At 68.9% G+C, this 20,537-nt stretch carries 20 protein-coding genes; 8 read left to right on the forward strand and 12 right to left on the reverse strand.

Annotated features, from left to right (window positions below; genetic code table 11):
• Positions 1–38 precede the first annotated feature (38 nt).
• From OIM94_RS04185 to OIM94_RS04195, 3 genes are all read left to right on the forward strand, one after another.
• Positions 39–842: a TrmH family RNA methyltransferase gene (locus OIM94_RS04185; protein WP_264608853.1), complete on the forward strand. Its 804-nt coding sequence runs from the start codon at positions 39–41 to the stop codon at positions 840–842.
• Entirely contained in the window at positions 811–1,344 is a 534-nt protein-coding gene (locus tag OIM94_RS04190; protein WP_264608854.1) for an META domain-containing protein, read from the forward strand. The genes OIM94_RS04185 and OIM94_RS04190 overlap by 32 nt, the downstream gene beginning before the upstream one ends.
• A gap of 70 nt (positions 1,345–1,414) precedes the next feature.
• The gene (locus OIM94_RS04195; protein WP_264608855.1) at positions 1,415–2,386 is read left to right on the forward strand and encodes a DUF2971 domain-containing protein; all 972 of its coding nucleotides are present in this window, start codon (positions 1,415–1,417) and stop codon (positions 2,384–2,386) included.
• Between the two features lie 14 nt (positions 2,387–2,400).
• Here OIM94_RS04195 and OIM94_RS04200 read toward each other — a convergent pair whose 3' ends face one another.
• The 3 genes from OIM94_RS04200 to recR all read right to left on the reverse strand — a co-directional run bounded on the left by OIM94_RS04200 (position 2,401) and on the right by recR (position 5,204).
• Positions 2,401–3,804, reverse strand: coding sequence for a DNA recombination protein RmuC (locus tag OIM94_RS04200; RefSeq protein ID WP_413716390.1), 1,404 nt, complete (start codon positions 3,802–3,804; stop codon positions 2,401–2,403).
• Between the two features lie 247 nt (positions 3,805–4,051).
• The gene (def, locus tag OIM94_RS04205) at positions 4,052–4,576 is read right to left on the reverse strand and encodes a peptide deformylase (protein ID WP_264608857.1); all 525 of its coding nucleotides are present in this window, start codon (positions 4,574–4,576) and stop codon (positions 4,052–4,054) included.
• A 31-nt stretch (positions 4,577–4,607) separates the two neighbouring features.
• A complete protein-coding gene (gene recR, locus OIM94_RS04210) occupies positions 4,608–5,204 on the reverse strand; it encodes a recombination mediator RecR (protein ID WP_019369525.1) in 597 nt (198 codons plus the stop codon).
• Between the two features lie 53 nt (positions 5,205–5,257).
• On the opposite strand from recR, the gene fmt reads away from it, so the two are divergent.
• Complete coding sequence (gene fmt, locus OIM94_RS04215; RefSeq protein WP_264608858.1) at positions 5,258–6,160, forward strand: methionyl-tRNA formyltransferase; 903 nt, start codon at positions 5,258–5,260, stop codon at positions 6,158–6,160.
• A complete protein-coding gene (gene truA, locus OIM94_RS04220; RefSeq protein WP_264608859.1) occupies positions 6,157–6,903 on the forward strand; it encodes a tRNA pseudouridine(38-40) synthase TruA in 747 nt (248 codons plus the stop codon). Before fmt ends, truA begins: the two co-directional genes overlap by 4 nt.
• On the opposite strand, the gene OIM94_RS04225 is transcribed toward truA, so the two are convergent.
• The 9 genes from OIM94_RS04225 to OIM94_RS04265 all read right to left on the reverse strand — a co-directional run bounded on the left by OIM94_RS04225 (position 6,893) and on the right by OIM94_RS04265 (position 17,233).
• A complete protein-coding gene (locus OIM94_RS04225; protein WP_264609829.1) occupies positions 6,893–8,083 on the reverse strand; it encodes a class I SAM-dependent RNA methyltransferase in 1,191 nt (396 codons plus the stop codon). The two genes, truA and OIM94_RS04225, sit on opposite strands and share 11 nt — an antisense overlap.
• Positions 8,080–9,483 carry an NAD(P)H-hydrate dehydratase gene (locus OIM94_RS04230; RefSeq protein WP_264608860.1) on the reverse strand — a complete coding sequence of 468 codons (1,404 nt, stop codon included), beginning with the start codon at positions 9,481–9,483 and terminating at the stop codon, positions 8,080–8,082. The genes OIM94_RS04225 and OIM94_RS04230 overlap by 4 nt, the downstream gene beginning before the upstream one ends.
• On the reverse strand, positions 9,480–9,818 hold the full coding sequence (locus OIM94_RS04235) for a hypothetical protein (RefSeq protein ID WP_264608861.1): 339 nt from the start codon (positions 9,816–9,818) through the stop codon (positions 9,480–9,482). The genes OIM94_RS04230 and OIM94_RS04235 overlap by 4 nt, the downstream gene beginning before the upstream one ends.
• Positions 9,799–11,520, reverse strand: coding sequence for a dihydroxy-acid dehydratase (gene ilvD, locus OIM94_RS04240; protein WP_264608862.1), 1,722 nt, complete (start codon positions 11,518–11,520; stop codon positions 9,799–9,801). The genes OIM94_RS04235 and ilvD overlap by 20 nt, the downstream gene beginning before the upstream one ends.
• 11 nt (positions 11,521–11,531) lie before the next feature.
• On the reverse strand, positions 11,532–12,263 hold the full coding sequence (locus OIM94_RS04245) for an N-formylglutamate amidohydrolase (RefSeq protein ID WP_264608863.1): 732 nt from the start codon (positions 12,261–12,263) through the stop codon (positions 11,532–11,534).
• On the reverse strand, positions 12,260–12,994 hold the full coding sequence (locus OIM94_RS04250) for an enoyl-CoA hydratase/isomerase family protein (RefSeq protein WP_264608864.1): 735 nt from the start codon (positions 12,992–12,994) through the stop codon (positions 12,260–12,262). Before OIM94_RS04250 ends, OIM94_RS04245 begins: the two co-directional genes overlap by 4 nt.
• A gap of 158 nt (positions 12,995–13,152) precedes the next feature.
• Complete coding sequence (locus tag OIM94_RS04255) at positions 13,153–13,989, reverse strand: 4-(cytidine 5'-diphospho)-2-C-methyl-D-erythritol kinase (RefSeq protein WP_264608865.1); 837 nt, start codon at positions 13,987–13,989, stop codon at positions 13,153–13,155.
• An 18-nt stretch (positions 13,990–14,007) separates the two neighbouring features.
• On the reverse strand, positions 14,008–15,606 hold the full coding sequence (locus tag OIM94_RS04260) for a tetratricopeptide repeat protein (RefSeq protein WP_264608866.1): 1,599 nt from the start codon (positions 15,604–15,606) through the stop codon (positions 14,008–14,010).
• Positions 15,581–17,233, reverse strand: a complete 1,653-nt coding sequence (locus OIM94_RS04265) for an electron transfer flavoprotein-ubiquinone oxidoreductase (protein ID WP_264608867.1) — start codon at positions 17,231–17,233, stop codon at positions 15,581–15,583. Before OIM94_RS04265 ends, OIM94_RS04260 begins: the two co-directional genes overlap by 26 nt.
• Before the next feature lie 131 nt (positions 17,234–17,364).
• On the opposite strand from OIM94_RS04265, the gene OIM94_RS04270 reads away from it, so the two are divergent.
• From OIM94_RS04270 to moaB, 3 genes are read left to right on the forward strand one after another with little or no spacing between them, the layout of a single operon-like run.
• Positions 17,365–18,087, forward strand: a complete 723-nt coding sequence (locus OIM94_RS04270; protein ID WP_264608868.1) for a uracil-DNA glycosylase family protein — start codon at positions 17,365–17,367, stop codon at positions 18,085–18,087.
• 29 nt (positions 18,088–18,116) lie between these two features.
• The gene (locus tag OIM94_RS04275) at positions 18,117–19,997 is read left to right on the forward strand and encodes a transglycosylase SLT domain-containing protein (RefSeq protein ID WP_413716391.1); all 1,881 of its coding nucleotides are present in this window, start codon (positions 18,117–18,119) and stop codon (positions 19,995–19,997) included.
• Positions 19,987–20,514 carry a molybdenum cofactor biosynthesis protein B gene (gene moaB, locus OIM94_RS04280; protein WP_264608870.1) on the forward strand — a complete coding sequence of 176 codons (528 nt, stop codon included), beginning with the start codon at positions 19,987–19,989 and terminating at the stop codon, positions 20,512–20,514. Before OIM94_RS04275 ends, moaB begins: the two co-directional genes overlap by 11 nt.
• Positions 20,515–20,537: the final 23 nt, after the last annotated feature.

Raw genomic sequence — 20,537 nt, forward strand, 5'->3', positions numbered from 1 at the left:
AACTAGCCCCCGCCCCCATCCCGCCCTATAGCGCGCGGATGCCACGCGAAATCACCGCCTATTCCAACCCCCTCATCAAGCGCATGCGGAATCTCCGCGACAAGCGCCACCGCCGCGAAGAGGGGCTGTTCCTCGCCGAGGGCCTGCGCATCCTGACGGAAGCCCGCGAGGCCGGCCGGATCCCCGACTATCTGTTCTACACCGCCGAGACCGCCCGCCACCCGCTGGTCGTGGCGCTGGTCACCGCCACCGAGGCCCAGGGCGGCGAGGCGATCGAGACCAATGCCGACATCCTCTCGAAGCTCTCGGGCAAGGACAATCCGGGCGCGGTCGTCGGCGTCTACCCCGAGTTCGCGCTGGACCTCGCCGAGATCGACCGCAGCACCGCGCCGATCTGGCTGGTCGCCGAGCGCCTGCGCGATCCCGGCAATCTCGGCACCATCCTGCGCACCGGCGACGCGGTGGGTGCCGGCGGGCTGATCCTGCTCGACGACTGCGTCGATCCCTTCTCGGTCGAGGCGGTGCGCGCGAGCATGGGCGCCTTGTTCACCGTGCCCGTCGCCCGCGCCCGCTGGGAGGAATTCGAGCCCTGGCTGCGCGCCGGCCCCGGCCAGCTCGTCGGCCTCAGCCTCGATACCGATCACGACTATCAGGCCCCGCGCTACGCCGCGCCGACCTTCCTGCTCACCGGCAACGAGGCGCAGGGCATGCCGCCGCATATGGAAGCCGCCTGCGATCTTCTGGTAAAGATCCCCATGCTCGGCAAGGCGGACAGCCTCAATGCGGCAGTGGCAACGGCGGTGATGGCCTATGAAGTACGCAACCAGTTTCGTCGCGGCTGAGACGCCCCCGGCCCCGCGCCAAGCCGCGCGCGCGGTACGGCGGTGGGCGCTGGCGGGCACGCTGGCCTGGACGCTGGGCGCCGCCCTCCCCGCGTCCGCGCAGACCGCCGAGCCCGCCCCGCCCCGCGACCAGCGCCGCACCGAGACCCCGCGCCTCGACGCCGAGGAACAGCTCCTCCTGGGCGACTGGCGCATCACCGGCGTCGAGGGCCACCCGGTGGTCCCCGGCAGCCGCGCCCGGCTGAAGCTGGAGGGCCTGCGGATCAGCGGCTATACCGGCTGCAACGCGCTGGGCGGCAACTACCGGGTGGAACGCGGCTACCTCACCACCGGCGGCGTGATCACCACCCGCCGTGCCTGCTCGGCGGCGCTGATGCGGCAGGAAAAGATACTGCTCGGCCTGCTCGACCAGCGCCTGGCGGTCCGCCAGAGCCATCGCGGGCGACTGCTGCTGACGGGGCGCGATGGGAAGACGCTGGTGCTGGTGCGGACGGCTGGGTGAACACTCCACAAACGGATATCGACACCAGCTTCCATCTGGTAAACACTGCTGACACTGATAGACTACCTGAATGGATCAGGATCAGCAAAACGCCATTCTAGATGCCACGTTCTTCCAATGGGGTCGGGAGCGCGAGGCAGACATCACAAATGGCGTGAAGTTTGCTCATTATACTAGCGCTCAAGTTGCCATGGACATCTTTCGCGCGAGAGATGAGAATCGCTGCTTATGGTTGCGCAACGCAATGTTAATGAACGATTTTAGTGAGATTGAATACGGCCAACAACTTCTAAGGCTATCCTTGAACAACCAAGATATAGTTGAAAGATTAAAGGCAGCCTGCAACGCAATAAATACAGACGTGATCAACGCATTCACAATGCTTGATCAAGAAGTATATGCAATAAAGCGCGGCACATATCTTCTAAGCTTGGCCCTTCACAAGGGATTGGAGCTCGTTAGAGGCCGACTTAGCATGTGGCGCGCGTACGGAGGGGACGCGAACGTGTGCCTCTTACTGAACCCGGAGGCGTTTGTTACCGAGCAAACCGCTTACGACGCGGCGCTCGCCCCAGTAGACTACGGCGGACCGGAAAAGTTCCTGCACGGGTTGATCCAAATCATCGAAAACATGGAGCGGAATTGCGCTGAACTCCGGGAAATCAACCCTGACCTTGTTAAGGCAAACTTGAAGTACGCCATCGATGTGATGGTACTTTCCACAAAGCATCCGGGCTTTCAAGAAGAGAGCGAATGGAGAGTAATCCACAGGGAAAAAGTACCAGCGCAGCCGAATAGCCCACCAAGCAAAATAGTATGCTTAAATGGCATAGTTCAGAAGGTATTCTATATACCTATGAAGAATATGCCAGAGCACAACCTTCAAAATGCTGACCTCAACAGCCTTCTTTATAAGGTGCTAATTGGGCCAACCCCCAATCCAGATCTGGTTTGGGAGGGCTTCGTCCGCATACTTGACGAATGCGGTGTAGAAAATCCGGCCGATAAAGTCTTGGCCTCGGGAATTCCTTTACGTCGGTAGACCCTATAGAAATCTCACTCCGCCGCAGCCGCTTCCTCCACCTCACCCCCGTCCGGCGCCGGCAGTTCCGCCGTCGGCGCCCGCGCGATCACGTCGACCGTGTCGATCGCGTCCATCGTGCTATTCCCGATATCCACGTTGAGCGCCTGGAAGCGCCGCGCGGAGACCATCACCCGGCCTTCGAAGCTCGCGACGAACTTGTTGTAATTCTCCACCGCGCTGTTCAGCCCGCCGCCGACTCGCTTGAGGTGGCTCGCCGCCGTCGCCAGCCGCTCGTACAATTCCTTGCCCAGCTTGCCGACTTCGCGGGCATCCTCGGTCAGCTTCTGCTGGCGCCACATGGCCGCGACGGTGCGCGCGAGCGGCAGGAAGGCCGAGGGGCCGGCGATGATCACCCGGTTGCGCGCCGCGCGCTCCCACAGCTCCATGTCCACTTCCAGCGCGCTCGACAGGAAATTGTCGCCGGGGATGTACATGATCACGAAATCGGGCGCCTTTTCGAACTGCGCCCAATAGGCCTTGCGCGACAGCGCGTCGGCATGGGTGCTCATCGCCTTGGCATGGGCCTTGAGCGCCGCGGTGCGCTCCTCGGCGCTGGTCGCCTCGGCCGCCTGGAGATAGCCGTCGAGCACGCACTTCACGTCGACGATCAGCTGCTGGTCGCCCGGCAGGCGGATGATGAAGTCCGGCCGCAGCATGCCGTCCTCGGTGGTGACCGAGACTTCGGCGGCGAAATCGACATGGCCGGACAGCCCGGCGATCTCGATCAGGTTGCGAAACTGCTGCTCGCCCCAGCGGCCGCGCGTCTTGGGGGCAGCGCGCAGGGCATTGACCAGCTTGGAAGTTTCCGCGCGGGTCTCGCCCAGGCTGGCATGCACCGCGCTGATCGCCTCGCGCAGTTGGCCGTAACTATCACTACGGTCCTTCTCGACGCGCTGCAGCCCTTCCTCATAGCGCTTGAGCGTGGTGTCGATCGGCTGGAGCAGGGTGCGCAGCCGCTCCTCGTTCTTCTCGCCCGCCTGGTGGAAGCGCGCCTCGGCACGTTCGAGAAAGGCGCGCTGCGTCTCGCCGAGCATGGTCGCGGCGAGTTCGCGGAACTGGCCGGCCATCACCTCACGGGCGCCCACGAATTCGGCGAGCCGCTCTTCGAAGGAACTTGCCTTGGCCTTGAGCTCGGCCAGCTCGATGCGGGCGGCGTCGCGCTCGTTGCGGAGCATCGCGGCTTCCTCGCGCAGCCGGGGGAGCTGGGCGACGCGTTCCTCGGCCATGGCGAGATCAGTGATCGCCGCCTTGAAATCGGCCTCGCGCCGGGCGCTCTCCGCCCGCGCCTCGCTCGTGCCGCGCGCGCCGATCAGCCAGCCGACCACCACGCCCGCAACAAGGGCAACCATCACGAAGGCGACGACGAACGGATCCAACACCAAATCTCCCGGGAACAGGACGCGAACTTACGCTCTGCGGCACGGGCCCGCAAGGGTGGGCGCGGTCGGTTGGACGTGGGTTGAAGAGGGTTCGGTGGATAAGTCGCTGGCGCCCTCGCCCCCTAATTGTCATCCCGGCGAAAGCCGGGATCCATTCGCCACTACGTCAGGACTAGAGCCGTGACGGCAACCCCAATGGATTCCGGCTTTCGCCGGAATGACAGGAAATATGGGGCGGCCGCCCTCAGGCCGCCTTGCGCGCCTTGTTGAGCTTCTTCAGCAGCATGTCGCGCTTGAGCCGCGAGAGATGGTCGAGGAACACGATCCCCTCCAGATGGTCCATCTCGTGCTGGATGCAGGTCGCGAGCAGGCCCTCAAACAGCTCGTCATGCTTCTCGCCCTTCTCGTCGAGCCAGGTCACCCGGCAGCGCGCGGGGCGCTCGACATCGGCGAACTGGTCGGGGACCGACAGGCAGCCTTCGGTATAGACCGAATATTCTTCGGCCGGCTCGTGGATCTCGGGGTTGATGAAGACGCGCGGGTGCCGGATCGGCTTACCCTCCTCGTCCTCTTCCTCCTGCAGGTCCATCACGATCAGCCGTTTGGGCACGCCCACCTGGATCGCGGCGAGGCCGATGCCGGGCGCATCGTACATCGTGTCGAACATGTCGCCGATCAGCGTGCGAACGTCGTCGTCGACCGCCTCGACAGGGGTGGAGACGAGACGCAGACGCGGATCGGGTACTTCGACGATGGGGAGGATGGCCATCGCCCAAATTTAGGAGAGGCGCCCGCCAGCGTCAAGCAACCGGGCGGCGCGCGCGGAGGGCCTGGGCCAGCGTGCCCTCGTCGAGATAGTCCAATTCGCCCCCCACCGGCAGGCCGTGCGCGAGCTGGGTGACGCGGACGGGAAAGGCCTCCAGCCGTTCGGAAACATAATGCGCGGTGGTCTGGCCCTCGAGCGTCGCGTTCATCGCGAGGACGACCTCGTCGATGCCCCCCGCCCCCACGCGCCGGACCAGCGCGTCGATCCGCAGATCCTCGGGACGCACCCCGTCGAGCGCGGAAAGCTTGCCGCCCAGCACGTGGAAGCGGCCGGGGAACAGCCGCGCGCGATCGAGCGCCCAGAGGTCGGCGACTTCCTCGACCACGCACAGCGAACGGTCGTCGCGGCGCGGATCGGCGCAGATCGCGCAGGGGTCGTGCGTGTCGACATTGCCGCAGATGTGGCACGTCGTGAGCTTCTGGCTGACGGCACTGAGCGCCGCGAGCAGCGGGTCGAGCGTCGTCTCGCGCTTTTTCAGCAGGTGCAGCACCGCCCGCCGCGCTGATCGCGGCCCGAAACCGGGCAGCCGCGACAGGGCCTGGGTCAGCGCTTCGATTTCGGGAGAGGCCATAGGACATGACATAGGGGCTTGCATGCGCGCCTGCCAAGCGGTTGAGGGGACAGATGCGCATCCTCTTCATGGGAACCCCCGATTTCGCCGTGCCGGTGCTCGACGCCCTGGTCGAAGCCGGGCACGACATCGCCGCCGCGTATAGCCAGCCGCCCCGCCCCGGCGGCCGGCGCGGCAAGGCGCTGACCCCCTCCCCGGTCCACGCCCGCGCCGAGGCGCTGGGGATCGCGGTGCGAACGCCGCTCAGCCTCAAGGGCGCGGAGGAACAGGAAGCGCTGGCGGCACTCAAGGCCGATGTCGCGGTGGTCGCCGCCTATGGCCTGATCCTGCCCAGGGCGGTGCTGGCGGCGCCGCGGCTGGGTTGCCTCAACGTCCATGGCTCGCTGCTCCCGCGCTGGCGCGGCGCGGCGCCGATCGAGCGGGCGATCCTCGCCGGCGATGCGGAGACCGGCGTCGGCATCATGCAGATGGAGGCGGGTCTGGATACCGGCCCGGTGCGGCTGGAGGGGCGGACGCCGATCGCCCGCAAGACCGCCGGCGAGCTGCGCGCGGAGCTCAGCGCGCTGGGCGCGCGGCTGATGGTGGAGGTGCTGGGCGATCTCGATGCCCATCCTGCCGTCCCGCAGCCCGAGGACGGCATCACCTACGCGTCCAAGATCGACAAGGCCGAGGCACGGCTGGACTTCACGCGGCCCGCGGTGGAGGTCGAGCGCGCTGTCCGCGCGTTCAACCCGGCACCGGGGGCGTTTTTCGAACTGAACGGCGAGCGCTTCCGCATCCATGCGGCCGATGTGGTCGACCGGAGCGGCCCGGCAGGCACGGTCGGCGACGACCTGCTGATCCATTGCGGCGAAGGCGCGATCCGCCCGACCTCGATCCAACGCGCCGGCCGCGGCGTGATGACCGTCGCCGAGCTGCTGCGCGGCTTGCCCATCCCGGCGGGGACCCAGCTTTGACGCGCTTCGCCCTGACGGTGGAGTTTGACGGCCGCCCCTTCATGGGATGGCAGCGGCAGGACCACGGCCCCAGCGTCCAGCAGGCGATCGAGGATGCGGCCTATGCAGTGACCGGCGAGGACGTGGTCGTCCACGCCGCCGGCCGTACCGATGCGGGCGTGCACGGGCTCGGCATGCGCGCGCATCTCGACATCGCCAAGCCGATCACCCCGTTCCGGCTGATGGAAGCCCTCAACGCCCGGATCCGGCCCAACCCCGTTGCGATCCTCGCCTGTGAGGAAGTTTCCGACGATTGGCACGCGCGTTTCTCATGCCTTAGCCGTCATTATGAATATCGGATCGTAACCCGCCGCGCGCCGCTCACCTGGGAGAAGGGCCTTGCCTGGCGCCTCTCCGGCCCGCTCGACGTGCCCGCGATGCAGGCCGCGGCGGACCATCTGGTGGGGCGCCACGACTTCACCACCTTCCGATCGGCACACTGCCAGGCGGAAAGCCCGGTCCGCACGCTTGATCGGCTCGACGTGGTCCAGGCTGGCGAGCGCATCAGCGTGTTCGCCTCGGCGCGGTCCTTCCTGCACCACCAGGTACGCTCGATGGTCGGCTGCCTGTCGCTGGTCGGCCAGGGCAAATGGGCGCCAGAGGATGTGCGCGAGGCGCTGGACGCGCGGGACAGAACGACGCTCGGGCTCAACGCGCCTCCGGACGGCCTGTTTTTCCTGCGCGCCGAATACCCTAGCGCGTGAACTTCGCCGCCAGCTCGACATGCGTCGACCAGCGGAACTGCCCGACCGGCTGCACCCAATCGAGTCGGTAGCCGCCTTTGCAAAGAATCTCTGCATCTCGTGCGAAGGTGCTGGGATTGCAGGAAACATATGCGATGATCGGCGTCTTGGAGCCGGCCAGCTCCCCCACCTGCTCGCGTGCGCCGGCCCGCGGCGGATCCAGCACCACGGCATCGAACCGGTCGAGCTCGGCGGTCGTCACGGGGCGTCGGAACAGGTCGCGGTGATCGCCGAACACCTGTCGCCCCGTCGCGCCCGCTGCCGCCTTGAGCGACAGGATCGCATCGCGCGCCGCCTCGCCGGCATAGACGCGCGCCTTGTCCAGCGCGAAGGTGAAGGTGCCCAGCCCGGCGAACAGGTCCGCGACGGTGCGGGCGTCCCCGACGCTCTCGCGCACGGCCGCGACCAGCGCGGCTTCGCCCTCGGGGGTCGCCTGGAGGAAGCTGCCGCTCGGCAACGGCACGGCGACCCCGCCGAGCGTGATCGTCACCGGCACCGGTTCCCAGCGGGCGGTGGGCCCAAAGCCTTCATCGATCGCGAAGCGGGCGAGCCTTTCGGCCTCCGCGAAGGTCGTGATCGCCTCCGCGGCAGCCAGTCCCTCGGCGTCGATGCCCTCGACCAGCACGTCGCGGCCCTGATCGCTCAGCGCCAGGTGCACGTTCACCCGCCGCGCGTCGGGCAGCAGCGTCGCGAAGAGCCGCCGCAAGGGCACGAGCAGCGCGAACAGCTCGGGCGCCAGCACGTGGCATTCGGCGAGATCGATCAGCTTGTGGCTGCCCGCCTCCGTAAATCCGATCCGCACCTGCTTGCCGCGCCGCTCGGCGTGGAGCGTCGCCCGGCGGCGGGTGCGCGGCGGCGAGAGCAGCGGTGTGCGGATCTCTGCCTCCAGCCCCTGCGCGGCCAGCGCGGTGCCGACACGCTCGGCGAGGAAGCGGCTCCACGCGGTATCGTCGAGATGCTGGAGCTGGCAGCCGCCGCAGCTCGGGAAATGGCGACAAGGCGGCGTCTGGTGATGCGGACCGAAGCGGATCGCGCCGTCCGCGTCCACCCAGTCGCCCGGTGCGGTGAGCGGGAAATGGCGGCCGTCACTCGTCACGCCATCGCCCCGCGCGGCGACCCGCACCACTTCCACTTCGCTCACAGACATTCCGAACACGCTTCCGCCAGTTGAGCGACGAGCTGATCGGCGAAAAAGGCCGGCCCTGCAAGCTGCGCCGCGCGCCCGTGCAACCATACTGCCGCGGCTGCCGGATCGACCCCGCTACCGCCCTGCCCGATCTGCGCGCCGAGCACGCCGGCGAGCACGTCGCCAGTCCCCGCCGTCGACAACCACGGAGACGCTCCCGCCAATACCCGCACGCTGCCGTCAGGGCCCGCGATCACCGTGTCGCCGCCCTTGTGGACCACGGTCGCGCCGCTGGCAGCCGCCGCCTGCAACGTACGATCGATCTTGCTGCCCGCGCCACCGAACATGCGGTCGAACTCGCCGCCATGAGGCGTGATCCACACCGGCGCTTCGCGTGCCGCCAGCGTCGCGGCCGCGCCGGTGCCGAGCAGGCTCAGTGCATCGCCGTCCAGCACCAGCGGCTTGTCGGCAGCGAGGCCGGCGCGGAGGAACGCCTCGGCCCGCCGATCGCGGCCGAGGCCGGGCCCCAGCACGACGGCATCGATGCGGTCGCCGGCGAGGAAATCCGCAAGATCGTCGGCATCGTCGATCGTCCGGCGGACCAGCGCATCCGGGGCCGGGCCGGACGGCTCCGGGCCGGCGAGCATCACATAGCCCGCCCCGCTCGCCATCGCGGCGCGCGCGGCGAGACGCCCTGCTCCCGGCATGGCGCCTTCCACCACCGCGACCAGGCCGCGGTTGTATTTGTGGCTCTGCGGGCCCGGCGTCGAAAGGCGCGGCCGCGGAACCGTGCGCCAGGCGGCGTCGACCGGAATGCCGATATCGGCGAGCAGCACATGGCCGCAGCGTGACAGTCCGTCGTCGAGCAGATGGGCGGGCTTCAGCGCGCCCAGCGCGACGGTGGCGGCCACGCCCCGCGGCGCCCCCAGCTCCGCGCCGGTATCGGTGTTCATGCCCGAGGGCAGGTCGATCGCCAGCGTGAAGTCCGCGCCGCGCACCAGCTCGGCGAGCACCGCGGCAATGCTGCGCTCCAGCGGCCGGGTAACGCCGATCCCGAACAGCCCGTCGATCACCACCGGCCGCACCGGCGCGCCGTAGAGTGACGTGGTCGGCCCCTCCCAGCGCGCATGCATCCGCTCGGCCGCGCCCGGCTTGGGCGCCCCGCACGCAGCAACCAGCACGTCCAGGCCGGCCTCGCGCAAAAGACGGGCGACGACATAGGCATCGCCGCCATTGTTGCCGGGCCCTGCGAGCACCAGCACCGGCCGCCCCATGGCGAAGCGGAGCGCCTCCCGCGCAACGGCGGCGCCGGCGCGCTCCATCAGTTCGTCTTGGGAAACGCCGCGCGCGAACACCGCCTCCTCGGCGGCTCGCATCGCGTCGGCGGTAAGGATCGGGGCGCCAGGCGGGATCATTGCCCCGCTGTAGCGCCCTTGCCCCCAAGGCGATAGCGCATCCCGCCGATCGTCACCTCGGTCGCGCCTGCCGGGTGCGTGACGCTCGCCACCTCCGCACCATCGGCGGCGGTGATCATATTGCCCTGCACCTGCAGCCGCCGAAACCCGCCGTCGGGATGGTGGAGAATGAGGGTGCCGCCGTCGCGCTCGACGGTACAGACCGGCAGCAGCGTCTCGCCGACCGGCCCGCACGCCACTGTCTCGCCCGCCTGCTGCGCGGGCTCCGCGGCCGGATCGGCACCGCAGCCCGCCAGAAGCATGGCGAGGACGAGACTAGATATCCGCGTAGACATGACGCTCGGCCTTGGCGCCCGGGTGCGTCACCGCGCCCTGATAGGCCGGGCCGACATTCTGCGAATAGCGATAGAGCGCGCCCGACTGATAGTCGTTGACCCGCGGCTGCCAGCGCGCGCGACGCTCTGCCAGCACGTCCTCAGGAACGTCGAGGTCGATCGTGCCTGCCTCGGCATCGATGCGGATCGTGTCGCCGTCCTCGACCAGCGCGATCGGGCCGCCCTCGGCGGCCTCCGGCCCGACATGGCCGATGCAGAAGCCGCGCGTGCCACCCGAGAAGCGCCCGTCGGTGATCAGCGCCACCTTCTCGCCCATGCCGAGGCCGTAAAGCGCGGCAGTGGTCGACAGCATCTCGCGCATGCCCGGGCCGCCCTTGGGCCCTTCATAGCGGATGATGATGACTTCGCCCTCGTTGATCTGGCGATGCTCCACCGCCTGGAAGGCATCCTCCTCGCAGTCGAACACGCGCGCCGGGCCGGTGAACTGGAGCCGGTGCATGCCGGCGACCTTCACGATCGCCCCCTCGGGCGCGAGCGTGCCGCGCAGGCCGACGACGCCGCCCGTCGGGGTGATCGGCGTCTTGACGTCGTAGATGACCTTCTGGTCGGGGTTCCACGTGACCTGGTCGATATTCTCGCCCAGCGTCTTGCCGGTCACGGTCCTGCAGCTGCCGTCGAGCAGGCCGTTGGCCAGCATCGTCTTCATCAGCATGTAGACGCCGCCGGCGGCGTGCATGTCCTTGGCGACATATTTGCCACCCGGCTTCAGGTCGGCGATGTACGGCGTTGATTTGAAAGCCTCGGCAACGTCGTGCAGGTCGAAGTCGATCCCCGCCTCGTTGGCCATCGCCGGCAGGTGCAGCGCGGCGTTGGTCGAGCCCCCGGTCGCCGCGACCACGCGGGCGGCGTTGATGAAGGCGGCGCGGGTGGCGATGTCGCGCGGGCGCAGGTTCATCTCGAGCAGGTTCATCACCTGGTGCCCCGCAGCGATCGCGATCTCTTCACGGCTCTTGTACGGAGCAGGCACCATGTTGCTGTTCGGCAACGACAATCCCATCGCCTCGCCGACGCAGGCCATGGTGTTGGCGGTGAACTGGCCGCCGCACGCGCCGTGGCCCGGGCAGGCGACCTTCTCGAGCGCGGTCAGGTCCTTGAGCGGGCAGTTGCCGGCGGCGAACTTGCCCACCGCCTCGAACACGTCGACGACGGTGACGTCGCGATCCTCGAAGCGGCCCGGCAGGATCGAGCCGCCATAGACGAAGATCGACGGGATATTGAGGCGGAGCATCGCCATCATCATCCCCGGCAGCGACTTGTCGCAGCCGGCAAAGGCGACCAGCGCGTCATAGCAATGGCCGCGGACGCTGAGCTCGACCGAGTCCGCGATCACTTCGCGGCTGACCAGCGAGGACTTCATCCCCTGATGGCCCATCGCGATGCCGTCGGTCACCGTGATGGTGTTGAACCGGCGCGGCATGCCGCCGTTCGCGATCACGCCCTGGCGGGCGGCATCGGCCTGGAAATCGAGGGTGGTGTTGCACGGCGCGCTATCGTTGCCGGCGCTGGCGACGGCGACGAACGGCTTGGCGATATCCTCCTCGGGAATCCCCATGGCGTAGTAATAGCTGCGGTGCGGTGCACGCTCGGGCCCCACGGAAACGTGGCGGCTGGGGAGCTTGGACTTGTCGAATCGGTTGGTCATGGCGCGCAAGCCTATGTCGCGGGAACACCCTTTTGCGCAAGAGTGTTGCGCAGAAAAAGCGTCAGCGCGTGCAGATGGTCCACCCAGATCGCCACGCCGGCAGGATCGCGGATCAGGTCGTTGCGGATCTCGATCGCGATCGAGGGGATGCCCTGGGCCTCTGCATGACGATTGAGCGTCGCGTTGAGCAGGCGCCCCGAATAGGGTTCGTTGTCGCCGGTCACGATGCCGCGTGCGCGGAACCACTCGACCGCAGGGCGGGCGGCGCGGGTGTCGCGGTTGTAGAGGATGCCGACCTGCCAGGGACGCGGCGTGCCGCCCTGCTCCAGTTGCGGGGTGAAGCTGTGGATCGACAGGATCAGCGCGGGCCGCTGGCGGCGGATCTGGTCGCGCAGCCGCCGGTGATAGGGCGCATGGAAGCGCGCGATCCGTGCGGCGCGGTCGACGCCCTCGTTGCCGGGAATGCGGTGACCGTCGCTGGTCGCGGGGATCAACCCGCCATGATCGGGCTCGCGGTGGAGGTCGATCACCAGCCGGGAAACCGTGGCAAGCACCGCCGGTGCATCGAGCTTCGCCGCCAGCGCACGCGTGACCGCGGCGGCACCGATATCGATCGCGATGTGCAGATCGAGCAGCGCCGGATCAATGCGGAGGTCGATATCGCCCGGCACCGCGTTCGAGGCATGATCGCAAAGCAGCAGAACGGCGCCATCGGCGCCAGGAAGCAGATCGGCACCGCTCATCCGAACACCGGCCGGCGGCGCGCCTGGAAGGCGGCAAGCCCCTCGGCAAGTTCGGCCCCGCCGAACGCCGCGTCGAACGCGAGGTCGAGATCTGCGTCGTCGGGCCGGCGCAGTGCGTGCTTGAGGTGGCGGACGGCATTCGGCGCGTTTTCCGCGATGCGCCGCGCCAGCGCTCGCGCGGCCATGCGGGCATCCGACACGCGACGCTCGACCAGCCCGATTGCGGCGGCGGCGTCGGCGTCGATCGCCTCGCCGGTAAAGAGCAGTTCGGCCGCGCGGCCGCGTCCCACCTGCCGCATCAGGCGCGCGACATCCTCGCGGGGATAGCCGAGCCCCAGCCGCGCGGGCGTGACCGCGAACCGGGCCGCCTCGCCGGCAATGCGGAGATCTGCGGCGAGGATCAGCGCGACCGCTGCGCCGAAACAGCCACCGTCGATCGCGGCGAGCACCGGCATCGGCAGGGCGGCGAGCGCCTCGATCCCCATGCGCATCGCGGTCCGAAACCTCGATCGAAGCAATGGATCAGCCTGCAACGCACTGAATTCGGTGATATCTGCGCCTGCCGAGAACATGCCTGGCATGCGCGATTGCAGCACCACGACGCGGGCACCGTCCAGCGTTGGCGCCAATGAAGCGAGCTGCTCCCATCCGGCGATCGGCACCGCGTTGCGGGCGCCGTCGCGTGCCAGCGCGACCGTGGCGATCGGCCCGTCCCAATGCACTTCCATCATGGGGTTGGCTGTGCCCGATCCGCGCGATCAAGTCACGCGATGGCGCGCGGGTGGACTCCGGAAAGGGAGCGCACCCGCGGGCCAAAGACGGACGTTCGCGGCGCGTCAGATCCGTCGACATCGAAATGTCCTAAATCGGTAAAGATTCGGTTATCGCGCTATCGCAAACGGGTCGCCGCCAGCCACCACCCCTGCGCCCTGAGCGCCCGCGCCGCGGCGTCACGCGCGCTGTCCGACGCGAACAGGGCGAAGCAGGTCGCGCCGGAGCCGGACATGCGCGACAGCAAGATGCCGGGGTGCATGGCGAGCGCATGCAGCACCGCATCAATGGCGGGGGCCATCGCGCGGGCAGGCGCTTCGAGATCGTTGCGGCCGGTCCGCGCCACCGCGAGCAGATCGCCGTCGCCGATCGGCCCGCGATCGATACCGTCCCAACCGCGGAACACCGCCGCCGTGGACACGCCGACGCCGGGGTTCACGAGCAAGACCGGCGTGCCGGTCAGGCCTTCCAGCGGCGCGAGTTGCTCGCCGCGACCGCGGCCCAGCGCCGTGCGGCCCAGCAGGCAGGCTGGCACGTCCGAGCCGAGACCGTCGGCGATCGCGAACAATCGCGGATCGTCATGTGCCACGCCGTGCAGCGCGGCGAGCGCGCGCAGGGTGGCCGCCGCGTCGGCCGAACCGCCGCCGATGCCCGAGGCGATCGGCAAATGCTTCTCCAGTTCGATGGCGTGCGCACCGCCGCCGCACGCCTCGCGGAAGCGCGCCGCCGCACGGGTGACGAGATTGTCGCCCTCGCTTGCCAGCGCGGCGGCAAAGGGTCCGGTCAGCGTGAAGCTGTCGGCCCCGGCACGCGTCACCCGCACCACATCGCCATGCTCGACAAAGGCGAACAGCGTTTCCAGCTCGTGATAGCCATCGGCACGGCGGTGGCGGACGTGCAGTGCGAGGTTCAGCTTGGCCGGCGCATGCTCGGTGACGGTGAGGAGATCGGACATTGCCCCGCCCTAGCGCCTTCAGGACGCCGCCGTCAGCCCCTCGTCGATCTTGCGGGCGATCCGCGCGGCTTCGGCAGGCGACGCATGGATCGCCGCCGCCCGCCAGGCATAGCGCGCCTCGAACTGCCGCCCGAGCCGCCAATAGGCATCGCCCAGATGCTCGTTCGCCGTCGTGCCCGCCGGATCGTTTCGGGCCGCGGCCTCCAGCAGCGGCACACCGCGCGCCACGTCGCCTCGCAGGACATAGGCCCAGCCCAGTGCGTCCGCCGCCTCGGCATCTTCGGGCGCGATGCGATGCGCGCGTTCCAACAGGGCGACGCCCTCTGCGCCATTGCCGTCATGCGCGATCATCAGCGCGCCCAGCGTCCGCAGGGCATCCGCCCGGCTAGGCGCAAGGTCCGCCGCGCGCCGCAGCTCGGGCAGGGCCTGCGCCCAGCGCCCGGCCCGCTCCAGCGCCACGCCGCGGTCGAGATGCAGGTCGGCGCTGCCCTCCCCGCCCCGCCGCAATGCATCGCCATAGACGCGCGCGGCGAGATCGAACCGGCCGGTGGCGCTAAGCAGCGCGGCATAGCTCTCCACCTCCAGCGCGGTGGCGCGCCGGTCCTCGGCGAGTATCCGGGCTTCGGCCAGGGCTGCATCGGCGCGGCCCGCATCGTGGAGGATCGCCACGCGCGCCACCGCGGCACGGCGCGCGAAGGGGCTGTCCCGGGGGACGTCCGCCAGCGTGTGCAGCGCGAGATCCTCGGCGCCGGCACCGGCCAGCGCCTTCGCGAGCAGGATGCGCGCGCGATCCTCGCTCGGATCGAGGATCAGCGCGCAGCGACTGAGCACAATCGTGAGCGTCGCCATGCGCTCGCCGCCCTGTTCGCCGGCGAGATCGCTCGCCAGCGATCGAAAGAGACGGGAAAGGCCATAGCGGATCGTCACCGGCTGCGGGGCTGCCAGCTGCCGTGCAAGGGCCTCCATCTCCGCGCCTCCACCCTCCAGCAGCGACGCCGCGCCGCCACGACCACGCGCGATCGCGAGATCGATTCGGGCATCCGCCTCGCCGTCTCCGGCAAGAGGCGCCATCGAGTCGAAGGCCGCGCTGTCGTCCTTGCCCTGGGCCATCCGCATCAACGCGCGCTGCGTGCCGGCATAGCGGCGGCCAAGCGCGCCCGTATCCAGGCGATCGAGCACCGCCACGCCGTCCATCCCGCGCGCCTGCGCCAGCCAGGCCGTGAGGATCGGCATCAGGAAATCGAACGGCGTGCCCTTCAAGCGCTTCACGGCATCCGCGGCGCGCGGGTCATCACCGGCGGCCAGATGCACCGCCATGTCGAGGAGCGCGGTATCGGGCGGGGCGACCCCGGCCTTTTCCATCACCGCGGCCGCGCGACCGGCGAGCGCGACATCGCCGGCCATCAGCGCCTGCCGATACGCGCGCAGCGCAATCACCGGATCGTCGGGGGTCGCCGTCAGCGCGCGGGCATAGCCCTGCGCCGCGACGCCCGCCGCGCCCGCCGCGTCGGCAGCGCGGGCGCGGACATAGTCGGTCAGGTCGACCGTCTGCGCCGCCGCCGGAACGGCCAGCAGCAGCGCCAGGACCGAACTACATGTTCGGATAATTGGGGCCACCGCCGCCTTCGGGCACCACCCAGTTGATGTTCTGGGTGGGATCCTTGATGTCGCAGGTCTTGCAGTGCACGCAATTCTGCGCGTTGATCTGGAACCGCAGATCATCGCCTTCCCCTACGACCTCATACACACCCGCCGGACAGTAACGCTGCGCAGGCTCGGCGTACATCGGCAGATTGTAGCCGATGGGCACATCCTTGTCCTTCAGCGTCAGGTGGACCGGCTGGTCCTCCTCGTGGTTGGTGTTCGATACGAACACCGAGGAGAGCCGGTCGAAGGTCAGCACGCCGTCGGGCTTGGGATAGTCGATCCTGGGCGCCTGGTCGGCGCGGAGCAGCCCCTCGTTGTCGGGCTTGTGCTTCATCGTGATCGGCCAGCGCAGACCCAGATGCTCGCTCCACATCGCAGCGCCCGCAAGCAGCGTACCCCAGGTGTCGCCGAACTTCTTGACGAGCGGCGCCACGTTGCGGACGCCGCGCAGCTCCTTGTAGACCCAGCTCGCCTCATAGGCCTCCGGATAGGCCGCCAGCTCGTCGCTGGTCCGCCCTGCCTGGATCGCCGCGAACGCCGCCTCGGCCGCCATCATGCCGCTCTTCATCGCGGTGTGCGTGCCCTTGATCCGCGGCACGTTGAGGAAGCCCGCAGAATCGCCGATCAGCGCGAGACCCGGCGCCACCAGCTTGGGCACCGACTGCCAGCCGCCGTCCGAGATCGCGCGCGCGCCGTAGGACACGCGCTTGGCGCCCTTGAGCAGCTCGGCGATCTCCGGATGGGTCTTCCAGCGCTGCATTTCCTGGAAGGGCGAGAGCCACGGGTTCTTGTAGCCCAGCCACACGACGAAGCCGATCGCGACCTGCCCGTCCGCCTGATGGTAGATGAACCCGCCACCGTTGCTGCCGTCGGTCAGCGGCCAGCCCTGGGTGTGGATCACCCGCCCCGGCACGTGCTTGGCCGGATCGATGTCCCAGAGTTCCTTGATTCCGATGCCATAGACCTGCGGCTGGCTTTCGGCATCCAGGCCGAACTGGCGGATCATCTGCTTCGACAGATGGCCGCGGCAGCCCTCCGACAGGAAGGTGTACTTCGCATGGATCTCGAGGCCCGGCTGGTAGTCGGGCTTGTGGCTGCCGTCCTTGGCAACGCCCATGTCGCCGGTGGCGACGCCCTTCACGCTGCCGTCCGCGTTGTAGAGGATCTCGGCCGCGGCAAAGCCGGGGAAGATCTCGACGCCCAGCTCGCCCGCCTTCTCCGCCATCCAGCGGCAGAGATTGCCCAGGCTGCCGGTGTAGGTGCCCTTGTTGTGCAGATAGGGCGGCGTGAGAAACTCCGGATAGGCGGACTTGCCCTTCTCGCTCAGCACCCAGTGATGGTTCTCGGTCACCGGCGTCCGCGCCATCGGGCAGCCATCGTCGCGCCAGCTCGGCAGCAGCTCGTCGAGCGACCGCGGGTCGACCACCGCGCCCGACAGGATGTGCGCGCCGACCTCGGAGCCCTTCTCCAGCACGCACACCGAAAGCTCGGCGCCGGCCTCGTTCGCCAGCTGCTTGAGCCGGATCGCCGCGGAAAGACCGGCAGGCCCCGCGCCGACGATCACGACGTCATAGGGCATCGACTCCCGTTCGCTCATCCTTGTTCCCCTAAGTCCTTCGTACTAACACGGCCGTCGCGGCCACCTGTCGTCGCGCGCGCGCAACGTTCCGTCTATCCGGCGATGAAGCCAGATTGACCCCGCCGTCAACTGGGATTCAAAGAATGGGTATGGGGGCAGAACCAGACAATAGCTGGCACAAGTCGCTCGCGAGCGTGCTCGAATGGTGGGATGCCGCCGGGGTCGACATGCTCGTGGAGGACGAGGTGCGCGACTGGTTCGCCAAGCCCGCGCTCCTCCGCCCCGAGCCGCAGCCCGCGCCTGCCGTAGCGGCCGCGCCCGCCGCCCTGCCCCAGACCCTGCCCGAACTGCTCGCCTGGCGCACCGGCGAAGCGGCGCCCGAGGCCAGCTGGCACACGCCCCTGATCGCGCCGGCACTTGTCGCCGATCCGGCCTGGACGATTTTTGTCGACATGCCCGAGCCCGACGACAGCGACACGCTGTGGAGCGGCCCCGCGGGCGCGCTGCTCGACCGGATGCTGGCCGCGGTGGCGCTTTCCCGCGAATCGGTGCAGCTGGTGCCGCTCTGCTTCGCCCGGCCGCTGACCGGCCAGGTGCCGGCGGATGCCGCGCCGCGACTGGTCGAACTCGCCACGCAATTCCTGTCACTGGTGCAGCCGAAGAAGCTGTTGCTGCTCGGCCATGCGGCGACCCGTGCGGTTCTCGGGGCGGAAGCCTGGCCGCCGGAACTTCGTTCGCACGACGTTAACCAGTATGGGACGAAAACCCAGGTGGTGGCGACCTACCATCCGCGCTCGCTGATCGAGCGCCCGGCCGCCAAGAGCGAAGCCTGGAAACATCTGTTGCTGCTGAGCCGGGGACCGAGCCTTTGACCTTGCGCATCCTGCTTGCCGCCACGCTGATGACGGCGCCGATCGCCACGCCGGCCCTGGCCGCCTGGACCGACGACACCAGCCCGACGGCGATCGACGAGGATGCGCCTGCCCCTGCCCCGACCAAGCGCGGCCAGGGCATTCCGCCCCAGCTCGATGCCGATCAGCGCGCCGACTATCGCCTGGTGTTCGATGCGATCCGCGCCGGCCGCTGGGCGGATGCGCAGATCAAGCTCGATTCGATGAAGCCGGGCCCGCTGCACGCGATCGCGCGTGCGCAGCTCTACACCGCCAAGGGATCGCCCCGCGTCGAGGCGAGCCAGCTGGTCGCGCTGATCACCGAGGCGCCGGAACTGCCCCAGGCCGAACAGCTGGTCCGCCTTGCCAAGACGCGGGGCGTGGCGGACCTGCCGACGCTGCCGGTCGCCCAGCGGCTGATCTGGTTCGATGGCTCGCCGATCCGCAAGCGCGCCCGCTCGATCCGCAGCGACAATGCCGCGACCGAAGTCGCAATCCTGATCGCACCCCATGTAAAGACGGACAACGGCCCCGCCGCCGAGGCGGTAGTTGCCCGCTTCGCCAACGACTTGACGCCTGAAGCGCTGACCGAATGGCAGCAGAAGGTCGCCTGGATCTATTATGTCGCCGGCGATGACGCCAATGCCCGGCGCATGGCCGCCAAGGCCGAGCAGGGCATTGGCGAATGGGCGGCACAGGCCGACTGGGCCGATGGCCTCGCCGCGTGGCGCCAGCAGGATTGCGCCGGTGCCACCGCGGCGTTCGAACGCGTCGCCACCCGCGCCGGGGATACCGAACTGCGCTCCGCCGGCCTCTTCTGGGGCTCGCGCGCAGAGATGGCGTGCGGCCGACCCGATCGTGTGGCGGCCAAGCTGCGCGCGGCCAGCCAATATGGCGAAACCTTCTACGGCCTGCTCGCGCGCTCCAGCCTCGGCATCGAGGAAAAGCGCCTCGAAGGCGACCGGATGGTCAGCAAGGACTGGAGCGCGCTGGAGCGCCGCCCCAATATCCGCGTCGCCGCCGCCCTTGCCGAGATCGGCGAGACGTCGCTGGCCGATCAGGTGCTGCGCCACCAGGCGAAGTTCTGCACGCCCGACGATCACGGCGCGCTCACCCGCCTCGCCGCCGAACTGAGCCTGCCCCAGACCGAGCTGTGGCTCGCGCATAACGGCCCGGCCGGCGCGAAGCCGATCGTCGAGGCGCGCTATCCGGTGCCGAACTGGTCGCCCGATGGCGGCTGGCGCGTCGACCGCTCGCTGGTCTTCGCCCACACGCTGCAGGAATCGAGCTTCCGCACCGAAGTGCGCAGTGCGGCCGGCGCGATGGGGCTGATGCAGGTGAAGACCGGCGCCGCGATCGATGTGGGTCGACGCCGCGGCGTCACCTATGCAGCCAGCGACCTCACCAAGCCCTCGGTGAACATGGAGATCGGCCAGTCCTATCTCGAGCAGCTGCGCGACATGCCGCTGACCCAGGGGCTGCTGCCCAAGGTGATCGCGGCGTACAACGCGGGTCCAAGCCCGGTCGATGCCTGGAACCAGGCCTCGCGCGACGGCGGCGATCCGCTGCTCTACATCGAGAGCATCCCCTATTGGGAGACGCGCGGCTATGTGATGACGGTGCTGCGCAACTATTGGATGTACGAGCTGCACGACGGCAAGCCCTCGCCCAGCCGCATCGCGCTGTCGGGCGGCATGTGGCCGCGCTTCCCGGGCATGGGCGGTGCCAAGGCGGTGAAGCTCACCACCCGCCGCGCGCCCGCGCTGACCTTCCCGGCGCCGCAGCCGGTGGAGCCCGCGCCCATCCAGCAGCAGTTCCAGCTGCCGGCAACCGGTGCGAACGTGACGATCAGCGCCGCCAGGCTGCCGGGCGAGGTCGCGCGTGGCAATTGACGAGAGCATCGCCTTCCGCCCCGTCCGCATCGCCGTCCTCACCGTCTCCGACACGCGCACGCTGGCGGACGATCGCTCGGGCGACCGGCTGGTCGAACGGCTGACCGAGGCCGGCCACCTGCTTACCGACCGCGCCATCCTGCGCGACGATGTCGATGCGATTGCGGCGCAGCTCGAGGCGTGGATCGCCGCACCCGGCGTCGAGGTGATCCTCGCCACCGGCGGCACCGGGGTCACCGGCCGCGACGTCACCCCCGAGGCGCTGGCCCGCGTCTGGGACAAGGAGATCCCCGGTTTCGGCGAGCTGTTCCGCTGGCTGAGCTATGCCAAGATCGGCACCTCGACGATCCAGTCGCGCGCCACCGCCGGGGTGGCCCGCGGCACCTATATCTTCGCGCTGCCGGGCTCGACCGGCGCGGTGACCGATGCCTGGGACGGCATCCTCGCCAGCCAGCTCGACATCCGCCACAAGCCCTGCAACTTCGTCGAGCTGATGGGGCGGCTGCAGGAGCGGTAAGGCACCATCCATACCCCTGCCCC

The sequence above is a fragment of the Sphingomonas sp. R1 genome, assembly GCF_025960285.1.
Classification (GTDB): Bacteria; Pseudomonadota; Alphaproteobacteria; order Sphingomonadales; family Sphingomonadaceae; genus Sphingomonas.